The 12,243-nt window shown below is 67.4% G+C and carries 11 protein-coding genes; 3 read left to right on the forward strand and 8 right to left on the reverse strand.

The window, feature by feature from the left end; all coding sequences use genetic code 11:
- The first annotated feature begins 97 nt into the window (after nucleotides 1-97).
- Nucleotides 98-2,101: an AMP-binding protein gene (locus tag C457_RS08010; protein ID WP_008093520.1), complete on the forward strand. Its 2,004-nt coding sequence runs from the start codon at nucleotides 98-100 to the stop codon at nucleotides 2,099-2,101.
- Nucleotides 2,102-2,122: 21 nt separating this feature from the next.
- Here the strand turns inward: C457_RS08010 and C457_RS08015 are convergent, their stop codons facing one another.
- The 8 genes from C457_RS08015 to C457_RS08050 form a co-directional block, all read right to left on the reverse strand.
- Nucleotides 2,123-3,430: a dicarboxylate/amino acid:cation symporter gene (locus C457_RS08015; RefSeq protein ID WP_008093522.1), complete on the reverse strand. Its 1,308-nt coding sequence runs from the start codon at nucleotides 3,428-3,430 to the stop codon at nucleotides 2,123-2,125.
- Between the two features lie 143 nt (nucleotides 3,431-3,573).
- On the reverse strand, nucleotides 3,574-4,281 hold the full coding sequence (locus C457_RS08020; protein WP_008093524.1) for an AMP-binding protein: 708 nt from the start codon (nucleotides 4,279-4,281) through the stop codon (nucleotides 3,574-3,576).
- 109 nt (nucleotides 4,282-4,390) lie between these two features.
- The gene (locus tag C457_RS08025) at nucleotides 4,391-4,711 is read right to left on the reverse strand and encodes a cupin domain-containing protein (RefSeq protein WP_008093527.1); all 321 of its coding nucleotides are present in this window, start codon (nucleotides 4,709-4,711) and stop codon (nucleotides 4,391-4,393) included.
- Between the two features lie 52 nt (nucleotides 4,712-4,763).
- The gene (dnaJ, locus tag C457_RS08030) at nucleotides 4,764-5,921 is read right to left on the reverse strand and encodes a molecular chaperone DnaJ (protein WP_008093529.1); all 1,158 of its coding nucleotides are present in this window, start codon (nucleotides 5,919-5,921) and stop codon (nucleotides 4,764-4,766) included.
- Nucleotides 5,922-6,066: 145 nt separating this feature from the next.
- Nucleotides 6,067-7,938, reverse strand: a complete 1,872-nt coding sequence (gene dnaK, locus C457_RS08035) for a molecular chaperone DnaK (protein ID WP_008093531.1) — start codon at nucleotides 7,936-7,938, stop codon at nucleotides 6,067-6,069.
- A 190-nt stretch (nucleotides 7,939-8,128) separates the two neighbouring features.
- Nucleotides 8,129-8,899 (reverse strand): alpha/beta hydrolase, encoded by a 771-nt coding sequence (locus tag C457_RS08040; RefSeq protein WP_008093533.1) that lies wholly within the window; start codon nucleotides 8,897-8,899, stop codon nucleotides 8,129-8,131.
- A gap of 132 nt (nucleotides 8,900-9,031) precedes the next feature.
- Nucleotides 9,032-9,727 carry a nucleotide exchange factor GrpE gene (grpE, locus tag C457_RS08045; RefSeq protein WP_008093535.1) on the reverse strand — a complete coding sequence of 232 codons (696 nt, stop codon included), beginning with the start codon at nucleotides 9,725-9,727 and terminating at the stop codon, nucleotides 9,032-9,034.
- Between the two features lie 115 nt (nucleotides 9,728-9,842).
- Nucleotides 9,843-10,589, reverse strand: coding sequence for a proteasome assembly chaperone family protein (locus tag C457_RS08050; protein WP_008093537.1), 747 nt, complete (start codon nucleotides 10,587-10,589; stop codon nucleotides 9,843-9,845).
- Nucleotides 10,590-10,754: 165 nt separating this feature from the next.
- Here C457_RS08050 and C457_RS08055 point away from each other — a divergent pair, with 165 nt between their 5' ends.
- Both C457_RS08055 and C457_RS08060 read left to right on the forward strand, forming a co-directional pair.
- Nucleotides 10,755-11,696 (forward strand): RsmB/NOP family class I SAM-dependent RNA methyltransferase, encoded by a 942-nt coding sequence (locus tag C457_RS08055; protein ID WP_008093540.1) that lies wholly within the window; start codon nucleotides 10,755-10,757, stop codon nucleotides 11,694-11,696.
- Nucleotides 11,693-12,229 carry a DUF7122 family protein gene (locus tag C457_RS08060; RefSeq protein ID WP_008093541.1) on the forward strand — a complete coding sequence of 179 codons (537 nt, stop codon included), beginning with the start codon at nucleotides 11,693-11,695 and terminating at the stop codon, nucleotides 12,227-12,229. Before C457_RS08055 ends, C457_RS08060 begins: the two co-directional genes overlap by 4 nt.
- Nucleotides 12,230-12,243 lie beyond the last annotated feature (14 nt).

Genomic DNA, 12,243 nt, shown 5'->3' on the forward strand with positions numbered 1-12,243 from the left:
AAAACGACTCGGGCCGATACGACGATTCCCGCCGCGTCCGGCGAACTCAACGAAAGAACACTAAAGATTCATAGTCGCGGTCGCGGTACCTCGATTCATGGACGTACCCGACACCGACACCGTGGTGCACGAACCGGACCCGGCGTTCGTCGAGGACGCCAACGTCACCCGATTCATGCGGGAACACGACATCGAGGACTACGACGAACTCATCGAGCGGACGACGACCGAGGTTCCGGGCGTCGGTGCCTCGGGCGTCGAGTGGTTCTGGGACGAGCTCGTCGACTACCTCGACATCGACTTCTACGAGGCATACGACGCGGTTCGCGACGACTCGGAGGGGCCGCAGTTCTCCCGCTGGTATCCCGGCGGCGAAATCAACGTCGCCCACAACACCCTCGACCGCCACGCCGCGGTCGACTCCGGGAACCGGAACCGCGTCGCCTGCATCTGGGAGGGCGAAGACGGCGAGGTCGTCCAGCGGACCTACCACGACCTCTACCGCGAGGCCAACCGCGTCGCCAACGTCCTCGAATCGTACGGCGTCGAAACCGGCGACACCGTCGGCCTCTACATGCCGATGGTCCCCGAAGTCATCTCCATCCTCTACGGCTGTTTCAAGGTCGGCGCGATAGCCGTCCCCATCTTCTCCGGGTTCGGCGTCGACGCCACCGCGACCCGCCTCGAAGACCCCGAGTGCTCGGTGCTTTTCACCGCCGACGGCTTCTACCGTCGCGGCTCGGAGGTCCGACTGAAGCCGACCGCCGACGAGGCGATGGACGAAGCGGACTGTGTCGAGAACGTCGTCGTCTACCGGCGGTTCGGTGACGAAAGCGGGGATAGCGACGACGTGCCGTGGACCGAGGGCCGTGACGAGTGGTGGGAAGACACCGTCGGCGAGGCCGAACCGGAGTACGAGACGAAGCGCCTGCCGTCGGACGCCGAGTCGATGCTCCTGTACTCCTCGGGGACGACCGGCAAGCCGAAAGGCATCGTCCACACCCACGCGGGCGTCCAGATGCAGACCGCGAAGGAGATTCACTTCGGCTTCGACCAGAAGCCCGAAGACCGCTTTTTCTGGGTCTCCGACATCGGCTGGATGATGGGACCGTGGACGCTCATCGGGAACCACACGTTCGCCGGCACCATCTTCATGTACGAGGGCGCGCCCGACTACCCGAACCCGGACCGCTTCTGGGACATGATAGAGCGCCACCGAATCACCACCTTCGGCATCTCGCCGACGGCCATCCGCGCCCTGCGGAAGTACGGCGACGAGGAGGTCGAGAGACACGACCTGTCGAGCCTCCGCCTGCTCGGGTCGACCGGCGAGCCGTGGGACCCCGAGTCGTGGATGTGGTTCTACGAGCGCGTCGGCGGCGGCGAGGCACCCATCATCAACATCTCCGGCGGCACCGAAATCTGCGGCTGTTTCCTCATGCCGATGCCGACCCAACCGCTCAAGCCCTGCTCGCTCGGCGGCCCCGGCCTCGGGATGGACATCGACATCGTGGATTCCTCGGGCGAGTCCATCGCCGACACCCACGAACGGGGCTTCCTCGTCGCCCGCGACTCCTGCCCGTCGATGACAAAGAGCCTCTGGGAGGGCGACGAGCGCTACCTCGACACCTACTGGTCGTCGTGGGACGGCCTCTGGGACCACGGCGACTGGGCGCAGAAAGACGAAGACGGCTTCTGGTTCCTCCACGGCCGCGCCGACGACGCCCTCAACGTGGCCGGCCGCAAGGTCGGCCCCGCCGAGGTCGAAGGCGCACTCATCGAACACGACGCGGTGAATCAGGCCGCCGCCGTCGGCGTCCCCGACGACACCACCGGGACCGCCGTCGTCGCCTACGTCGTCCTCGAAGACGGCGTCGAGGAGAGCGACGACCTCCGCGAGGCGCTTCGCGGCGTCGTCGGCGACGAGTTGGGCAAGCCGTTCCGCCCGCGCGAAATCCTGTTCGTCGACGAGTTCCCGAAGACGCAGTCGGGGAAGATTATCCGCCGCGCCATCGCCTCGATTTACGCGGGCGAGGACCTCGGCGACATGAGCAGTATCGAGAACCCCGAGGCGCTCGAAAAGATAGAGCAGGCGTCCTGAGACGGGTTTCTTCGCCTTCGTTCAGTCGGACAGCGCCGCGCCGACGCCGTCGTTCCACGCGTCGGCGGTGAAGTCGACCGCGTCGTTCCACGTGGCGACGACGGTCGTCACCGCGAGGTCGCCAGTCACGTTCACCATCGTCCGGATGCGGTCGAGGATAGGGTCGACGCCGGCGACGAGACCGACGATTTCGAGCGGCAGGCCGAGTTGGGTCAAGACGAGCGTGAGCATGATGAGACCCGACCCGGGCACGCCGGCGGTCCCGATGCTCGCCAGCACGGCGACCGCGACGACCGCGAACTGGTCGGCCAGAGAGAGGTTCACGCCGACGATGTTCGCCGCGAAGATGGCCGCGACGCCCTGATACATCGCCGTGCCGTCCATGTTGATGGTCGCACCGAGCGGGAGGGTGAAGCCGTAGATGCGTTCTTCGATGCCGAGGTTGTCGTCCGCGTCGGACATCGTCACCGGGAGCGTTCCGGACGACGACCGGATGCTCAGCGCGGTCACCATCGCGTCGCGCGCACCGGAGAGGAACGCGACCGGCGACCGCCCCGCGACCCCGACGACGAACGCGCCGAGGTAGACGACCCCGATGTGGACGACGGCCGCGAGGAGCATCGTTCCGATGAGGAGCGCGAAGGGCAGAATAGCGTTGACGCCGGCGGTGCCAAAGACGTTCGCCATGAGCGCGAAGACGCCGAGGACGCCGAACTCCATCGCCCCCCAGACGACCTTGTACATCGCTTCTGCGCCCGCGTCGGCGAGGTCGAAGAACGTCTCGATTCCCCGTTTGACCTCCTCGTCGTCCGTCTCTTCCCACGCCAGCGTGAGGCCGAGACCGAACACGACGACGAAGAAGATGGTCGGGAGCACGCTGCCCTCGGCCATCGCGCCGACGGGGTTCGTCGGAACGATGTTGAGGATGACCTCGATGGCGTCCGGGGCCTCCGCACTCTGGGCTTCAGCACCGGTGAGCAGCTCTTCGAGCCCGCGGGAGCCGGGGGAGACAAGGTTGCTCACGCCGAGTCCGATGGCGACCGCAAACGCGGACGTGAGCGCGTACAGCCCGACTACCTGCGCACCGACGCGACCGAGCGACGACGGCGAGAGCTGTCGAACGCCCATCAGGAGCGTGAACACCACGATAGGGACGATGAGCATCTTCAGCAGTCGGACGAACAGGTCGCCGACCGGTTTCAGGGCCGTCGCCGGCTCGCCGACGACGAGGCCGACGAGCGACCCGAGGACGAACGCGACCCCGATTCGGTAGACGATGCCAACCGAACGATACCGGTTCCAGAGTGACACGATGCCAGACTGTGACATGTAACGTGTTTGCACTAACTATACAGCCAGAATATAAATATAGCGGTGAGAATTCTGAATATAACACTGAGGGAGAATTCAAGCTCAAATATGAGACAATAGTTGGAGTATTCGATGAGTACTTTCCATCCCAGACGCCGTCGTCAGCACGCGTCGTCGGGGGCGAGCGCGACCGACTCGGGAACCCCGTCGCCGACTGCGAGCGCGGCTTCGACGGCCTCGTCGCCCGCGGGGATTCGAATCGTCCCACCGGCGAGAAGCGGGGCGAGCACGCCGGCGACGACGGTTCCCGGGTGGCTGAGTGACGACCGGACCGCGACCGTGTCGTCCACGCCGAGGTCGAAGTCGGCGACGACCTCGCGGGCCGCGTCGAGCAGGTCGCCGTGTGTGAACTCGCGGTCGTCGGCGACGAGCGCCGGGTCGTCGGGCGCGACGACTTCCGGGTGAACTGCCGGGTTCTCGCTCCAGACCTCCTGTTCCCAGTGCGTCGTCGCGGGCGAACTCGGCGGACCACCGAACACGGCGAGTTTCTGTCCCGGCGGCAGGTCGGCGAACTCCGTCTCGCGGTCGACGGCGACGACGGTCGCTCGCGCCTCGACCGCCGGGTCGAACGCGGTCACCGCGCCGAGTTGGGCCGCCCCGAGGAACGTCAACAGCGGTTCGGGGAGCGAGACCGGGTCGACCGCGACGCGAGCGCCCTTGCGGACGCCGAGGTAGCGGAGGACGTTCCCGGCCTTGTACGAGGTCGTGATGAGGTCGTGGTACGTGTAGGTCCGGCCGGGGCCGTCGACCCGGAGGGCGAGTCGGTCGCTCCGCCGGTCGCGGGCCATGAGGTCGCCGATAACGTCCATGACCGGTCGTAGGGAGTCGGCGCGAAAAAAGGCCCCGAGGCGCTCTCGCGGTCCGAGAACGCGGCGGGTGTCTGGGCGAGCGACGCCGAGACGACGCCAGCGCGACGGGTCAGGGCGCGCCCGCGATGACGAACGTGCTCTCTTCGGGACCGTTTCGGAGTTCGCGGGTGTCCTCGGGCGAGACGCGCACGGCATCACCGGGTTCGAGGTCGACTTTCTTGTCTTCGACGACGAGCGTCGCCTCGCCGGAGACGAGGTAGTACACTTCCTCGTGGCCCTGTTCGGCGTGGTCGTGCGGCTTGCCGGACCAGTCGGGGTCGGTCTCTAACACGCTGAAGCCGAGTTCGACGCAGTCGAGTTCGTCTCGCAAGAAATGGAGGCCGCCGCCGACCGCGTCTACGTCCTCGTAGTTCGCTTTCGTGTATGACATCGCCTGAACTGACGGCCGCCGGACAAGAGAGCGTGGTGGTGCCGGAAATCCGTTACAGCGAGTTCTTCAGCTTCTGGAAGAGGCCCTCTTTGACCTCCTCGCCGCCGGCCTCGGCGAACTCTTTGAGCGCCTCGCGCTGTTCCTTGTTGAGGTCCTCGGGCGTGACGACGTGGACCTCGACGTGCAGGTCGCCGTTACCCCGGCGGTCGAGGTGCGGCATCCCCGCGCCGGAGACGGTGAACGTCGACCCGCTTTGGGTGCCCGCGGGCACTTTCAGTTCCTCCTCGCCGTCGAGCGTCGGCACCTCGACGGTCGCGCCGAAGACGGCCTGCGGGAAGGAGATGGGGTGGGTGTAGCGGAGGTCGTCGCCGTCGCGCTCGAACTCCTCGTGGTCGCGGACGTTGACCTCGACGAACAGGTCGCCGTTGGGGCCGCCGTTCTCGCCGGGTTCGCCCTCGCCGCGGTAGCGGAGGCGCTGGCCGTCGCGGAAGCCGGCGGGGATGGTGATGGTCACGTCGCGAGTGCGGCGGACGCGCCCGCTGCCGCGACACTCCGAGCAGTCCTCGCTGTAGGTCTCGCCCTCGCCGCCGCAGGCGCGGCAGGTCGTCGTCTGCTGGACGCGGCCGAAGGGCGTCTGCTGGACCGTCGTCTGCTGGCCCGAGCCGTTACACTCCGAACACGTGTTCACGTCGGCGTCCTCGGGGTGGCCCTCGCCGTCGCACTCGGGACAGACCTCGCGGCGGCGAATCGTCACGTCGCGCTCGACGCCGTGGTAGGCGTCTTCGAGGTCGATGGAGATGCGCTGGGCCACGTCGCGGCCTTGCTGGGGCCGGTTTCGCTGTTGGCCGCCCGCGCCGCCGTTGAAGAGGTTGTTGAAGATGTCCTCGAAGCCGCCACCGCCGCCGCCCATCCCGCCGAACGGGTTGCCGCCGCCGCCGAAGGGATTGCCTCCCCCGCGGCCGCCGCCACCGCCGCCGCGTTTCTGGGACTGCTGGAAGCGCTCGTGGCCGACTTGGTCGTACATCTGCCGCTTCTCGTCGTCCGTGAGCACCTCCTTTGCCTTCTGGACCTTCTTGAACTTCTCCTCGGCGTCGTCCTCGTCGGAAACGTCGGGGTGGTACTTCGCGGCCTTCTTGCGGTACGCGTTCTTGATCTCGTCTTTCGAGGCGTCCCGCGAGACCCCGAGTACGTCGTAGAAGTCCTCGCTCATCAGTTGCTCTCTTGTAGCCGGTGAAGGTATTTGAAAAGTCCGTCTCTCGTATCGCGGCGAGTGCGAGCGCCGTCAAACCCGGGGTTTCGACCGGATTCGACCGCCGGCATCGGGTCTCTCGGCGACCCGAGAGTCGGTCAGTCGATTACTTGTCCTCGTCTTCCTCGTCGAAGTCCGCGTCGGCGTCGACGAAGTCCTCGGGGTCCGCACCGCCGGGACCGCCGGCCGCGCCCGCACCAGCGCCAGCGCCGCCGGCACCGCCGGCCTGCGCCTGCTGTTGGTACATGCGCTTGCCGATTTCCTGCAGTTCCTTCGAGAGGTCCTCGGTCACGTCTTCGAGTTCGTCCGTGGAGGCGTCGTCGTCTTCGAGGACCGCTTCGACGTCCTCGATGGCCGCCTCGATGTCGGCGCGGAGCTCGTCGTCGACGTTCTCTTCGTTCTCTTCGAGGAGGGTCTCGGCGCGCTGGACCGCGCCCTCGGCCTCGTTGCGGGCCTCGACGGCGCGGCGACGCTCTTTGTCCTCTTCGGCGTGCTGTTCGGCCTCCTGCTGCATGCGGTCGATCTCGTCGTCGGAGAGGCCCGCACCGCCCTCGATGGTGATGGACTCGGCGTTGCCGGAGCCCTTGTCCTCGGCGGAGACGTTGACGATGCCGTTCTCGTCGATGTTGAAGCCGACTTCGATCTGCGGGGTGCCCGCGGGGGCCGGCGGGATGCCGGAGAGCGTGAACTCCCCGAGGAGTTCGTTGTCCTCGGCCATCTCGCGTTCGCCCTGGAAGACGCGGACCTGCACCGTCGTCTGGTTGTCGGCCGCGGTGGTGAATATCTTCGACTCCTCGGTCGGAATCGTCGTGTTCTTCTCGATGAGGCGCTCGAAGAGGCCGCCTTTGACCTCGATACCGAGCGACAGCGGCGTCACGTCGAGGAGGACGATGTCGTCGACCTCGCCGCCGAGGACGCCGCCCTGAATAGCCGCGCCGAGCGCGACGGCCTCGTCGGGGTTGACGGACTTCTTCGGCTCGGAGCCGAGCAGTTCTTCGACCTTGGCGAGGACCTGCGGCATCCGGGTGGAGCCGCCGACGAGGATGACGTCGTCGATGTCTCCCTTGTCGTAGCCGGCGTCTTCGAGCGCCTGCTCGGTCGGCTCGACCGTCCGGTCGATGAGGTCCGACGTGAGCGACTCGAACTTCGCGCGGGTCAGGTCGTATTCGAGGTGGACCGGCCCGGAGTCGGTCGCCGTGATGAACGGGAGGTTGATGGTCGTCTCCTTGCGCGAGGAGAGCTCGATTTTGGCTTCCTCGGCCGCGTCCTTGAGGCGCTGGAGGGCCTGTCGGTCCTCGCGCAGGTCGATACCGTGGTCGTTCTTGAACTCGGTGGCGAGCCAGTCGATGATGGCCTCGTCCCAGTCGTCGCCGCCGAGGTCGTTGTCCCCGTTCGTGGCGACCACTTCGTAGACGCCGCCGCCGAGGTCGAGGACGGACACGTCGAAGGTGCCGCCCCCGAGGTCGTAGACGAGCACGGTCTGGTTCGACTCGTCGTCGAGGCCGTAGGCCATGGAAGCCGCGGTCGGCTCGTTGACGATGCGCTCGACCTCGAGACCCGCGATTTCGCCGGCGTCCTTCGTCGCCTGACGCTGCTTGTCGTTGAAGTACGCGGGGACGGTGATGACGGCCTTCTTCAGTTCGTCGCCGAGGTAGTCCTCGGCGTCGCGCTTGATTTTCTGGAGAATCATCGCCGAAATCTGCTCCGGCGTGTACTCCTCGCCCTCGATGTCGACGGTGTAGCCGTCCTCGCCCATGTGGCGCTTGATGGACCGAATCGTGCGCTCGGGGTTCTGGATGGCCTGGTTCTTCGCCGGCTTGCCGACCAACCGCTCACCGTCGTCGGTGAACGCGACGACGGAGGGGGTAGTTCGGTCGCCTTCTGCGTTCACGATAATCTCCGGGTCGCCGCCCTCCATCACCGCGAACGCGCTGTTCGTGGTGCCGAGGTCGATACCCAGAATCTTGTTGCTCGCCATCTTGCCCGCAAATACCGTCTTTTGCCGGTTAAAGGTTACTAGATACTGCGACACACGGCGCGCACCGAGGCCGACGCTGTCTTGCGATTTTGCGTTCTCGCGTCGAAACAGGTCGGTCGATTTATGTAGAACCGCCGACCGCGTCGCCAGCGTCGCGTCCGGCAGAGTCGCCGTCGGGGGCGGCGGCGTCTCAGTCCATCGACTGCGGTCGCTCCGTCCCGTCGGTCGAGTCGTCGGAGCCGGGCGCGCCCGCACCGCCGAGTCGGAGCGACGACGGGTCCACCCCGTCGAGGGCGTCGAGCACCACCGAGAGCGTCCGCTCCCTGCCCTCACTGGCGAAGAACTCGTGGCCGCCGTCGTACGGGACGAGGTTCGACGCGGGGGTCCGGTCACCGATTGCGCGGACGTCGACGACCCGGTCCGACAGCGAGACGAAGACCACGTCGTCGGGACGGAACGGCGGCAGCGACTCCTGCGCGCCGTGAATCATGCGGAGGAAGGCGGGCGAGGCGTTGTCCGGGCCGTCGGCCAGTTCGGCGGCGAGTTTCAGTTCGCCGAGGTCCGTACGAGAGATGCCCGCGGGGACGAGCGGGCGCGTCGTCGGCAACCGCCTGACGACGGGGAGCAGCAGGCCATCGAGGCCGGCTGTCGCGGTCCCCCACCACGGGCTCAAAAAGACGTTCCGGACCGCGAGGTCGAGGTGGGCGGCGACGAGGCCGCCGGTGCTGTGGCTGAGGACGAGGTCGATGTCGCGGTCGACCGCGTACGCCCGCACCGGGCTCACGTACTGGCCCTCGAACTCCCAGCTGTTCGTCGGGAGTTCGACGGCGTGGACGTGGTAGCCCTCGTAAGTGAGGCGGTCGAGGAGCCACTCGACGCTCCGGTGACCCGGCTTGTTGCCCCATCCGAGGACGAAAAGCAGGTCGTCGTCGCCGGGGTCACCGTGTTGGGTGACGCGCACGGTCGGCCGCCGCCGACGGGAACGAAGTCGCATGCCGTAGTGATTGCGAGGTGAGAACAAAAGTCCTCCCCGGGTCGGCGGCGCGTCAGGTCACCGTGGCCGGTCGCGGGGAGACAGCTGTGTCGCTCGCGACTACTCGCCCTTACTGACCGTGATCTGCGCGGCGCGGATGACCTTGTCGGCCATCTCGTAACCGGGCTGGAACACGTCGGCGACGGTGTCCGCCGGCTCGTTGCTGTCGACGCGCATCATCACCTCGTGGCGGTTGGGGTCCACGTCCGTCCCCGGTTCGGGGTCGATGATTTCGACGTTCTCGTCTTCGAGGATGCGGTCGAACTCCTTGAGCGTCGATTCGAGGCCGCCGCGGATGTCGGCGTCCTCGTCCTGGTCGAGCGCGCGGACGAGGTTGTCGCGGACGGTGACGACGCGCTCGACGAAGTCCTCGGTGGCGCGCTCTTTTATCTGGTCCTGTCGCTTCTTCGCGCGCTTCTTGTAGTTCTGGAAGTCCGCCTGCGTGCGCTTGAGGCGAGACTGGAGTTCCTCGGCCGTCGCTTCGGCCTCGTCGCGCTCGGCTTCGAGGTCGGCGACGCGGGCTTCGAGCGTCGCGACCTCGGCCGCGAGGTCGTCGTCGTACTCGGCGACGCGGTCGGAGACGGCCGGCCCGTCACCCGTCGCGTCGGGGTCCGCGGCCGCCGACTCGCCGCTCGACGCCTCGCCCTCGGCGTCCGTCGCCGCGTCTTCGGCCGCCTGCGCCGCTGCGTCGGGTGCCGCGTCGGGCTCGGATTCTGCGTTCGCGTCCGTGGCCGACTCGGCAGGGTCGTCGCTCATGGGCGGGAGAAGTGGCCGGCGCGGCTTAAACGTGTAGACTGCGGGCCGGCCGAAACGTTTCTCACCGTGGGGCGGCTGCGCGGGTCGATACCCGCCGTCATCGACCGACAGCGACTTACTGGTACATCCCGAGCGGCCGGGCCTGCGTGCTCTCTTCGTCGGACTGCTGCATCCGACGGGCCAACTGCTCTTTCGCCTGCCGTATCTCGGTGGCGCTGTCCACGAGGTCGTCCACGGGGACCTCGACGCCGACGAGCGGTTCGATGCCCTGTTTGATGATGACCCGGGCCGCCTCGGGGTCAGGGAACTGCGGGTCCGACTCGACGACCAACGCGAGCGCCGGGCGGCCGACCGAGACGGCGTTGCTCAGGAGCGCGCCCGTCGGTCCCGAGACGAGGCCGGTCTCCGTCGGACGGTCGATGCCGGCGTCTTCGAGCCGCGACGTCGCGCCGTCGGTGCCGACGCCGTAGAGCGCGGGCACGTCCTCGGACTTCTCGTGGGCGATGCCCGAGAGGAACACGGGGAGCACGCCGAGTTCTTCGAACCACGGGCCGAGACAGCTGGCGAGTCCGGTCGCCGCGTCGGGTCGGATGGGGATGTCGCTCTGGAGGACGAGCAGGTTCCGCTCCGCGTCGGCGTAGAGCCTGACCGGCGGGTGGAGTGTCGGGTCGTCCTTCATGTAGACCGCAACCTTCGGGACGCCCTCGCAGAACACGTCCGCGTAGTGGGTCATGTCGAACGCCTCCACCAAGTGGTCGGCCGCAATTTTGCCGACCAACCCGACGCCCGGCAGTCCTTCGACCAGCGTCGGCGACTCCAGTTCGTCGGTGAGTTCCTCCGCGAGGACGCGAATGCGTGCCATACGTGAACATGGTCGCCGGGGCGAGGTAAATCCGACGGGTGACTGCGTCGTCATCGGCCGACTGGCCCGCGTCCGTGAACCGTCCGGCGTCGCCTCCCGTCGGCCCCGGACCCGTCACCCGACGACTCCGAAACCGACAAGCGCGCCCCCGCGGAATCGAGTGTCATGAACCCGCTCCAGCGGTACGCGCCGCTCGTGGACGACGAGGAGGCCTTTTTCGCGGCCTGCGAGCGGCCGCTTCCCTCCGTCGTCCGCGTCAACACCATCAAGACGACGGTGACGCGCGCCCGCGAGGCGCTCGACGACGAGGGCGTCGCCTACGAACCGACCGACTGGCACCCCGGCATCCTGAAGCTCGAAGACAGCAGCCCGGGGACGAACTGGCCGTACTTCCACGGCTGGCTCCACGGCCAAGAGGAGGTGTCGGCGCTCCCGGCTATCGCCCTCGACCCGCAACCGGGCGAGCGCGTCTGGGACACCTGCGCCGCACCGGGGTCGAAGACGACCCAGATTGCCGCCATGATGGACGACGAGGGCGTCCTCGTCGGCAACGACAACAACCTCGGGCGGCTGTCGGCGCTCCGCCACAACGCCGAACGCCTCGGCGTGACCAACCTCGTCGTGTCGAATCAGGACGCCCGCAACTTCTCGATGAAGCCCTTCGGCGAGCGGACCCCGGAGAAGTCCGGGTCGTTCGAGCAGTTCGACCGCGTCCTCGTCGACGCCCCGTGTTCCTGCGAGGGCACCTGCCGGAAGAACCCCGACGTGCTCGACGAGTGGACGATGAACCACGTCAAAAGCGTCGCCGGCATCCAGAAGGGCATTCTCCGGCGCGCCGTGCAGGTGACGAAAGCCGGCGGCACCGTCGTCTACTCCACGTGTACCTTCGCGCCCGAGGAGAACGAGGCCATCCTCGACTTCGTCCTCGAACGGGAGGACTGCGAGGTCGTCGAGTGGGACGTCCCCGACGGCTTCGAGACCGCGCCCGGCATCACCGAGTGGGAGGGCGACGAGTACGACCCGTCGGTGACCAAGGCCCGCCGCGTCTACCCGCACCACAACGACACGGGCGGCTTCTTCACTGCCAAACTGGAGGTGAACGCATGAGCGACGACACCGCCCCCGACGAGAACTGGGGCCAGCAGTTCGACCGCCTGCCGCCGACGGCCGACGACCGCGTCGTCGAGGGGCGGCCCTCCCGCGAGGAGGTCGTCGACTGGTGGGAAGAGCGGTTCGGCGTCGCCCCGGCAGTCTTCGACGGCTACACGTTCTGGGAGAAGGGCGCGGGCAAGATTTGGGCGTTCCACGGAGAGGTCGTCGACCCCATCAAAGTCGAAGGGCTCGGAATGCGCATCCTGCGGACCCGTCAGCGCCACTGGAAGCCCTCGACCAACGCGGTCCAGCGGTTCTGCGGCGACGCGACGAAGAACGTCATCGAACTGAGCCCCGGCGAGGCGAAGGCGTTCGTCGACGGCCACGACCAACAGCTCGACCGGTGGGAGGGCGACTGGGGCTACCTCACCGCCGCCCACGAAATCGCCGGCGAGCTCGAACCCCTCGGCGTCGGGCTCTACCTCCACGGGGAACTCCGCTCGACGGTCCCGAAGGGTCGGCAAGAAGAGCTCGTCAAACCGAAATAGCCAGCAGCGACCGG

Source organism: Haloferax prahovense DSM 18310, assembly GCF_000336815.1.
GTDB lineage: Archaea > Halobacteriota > Halobacteria > Halobacteriales > Haloferacaceae > Haloferax > Haloferax prahovense.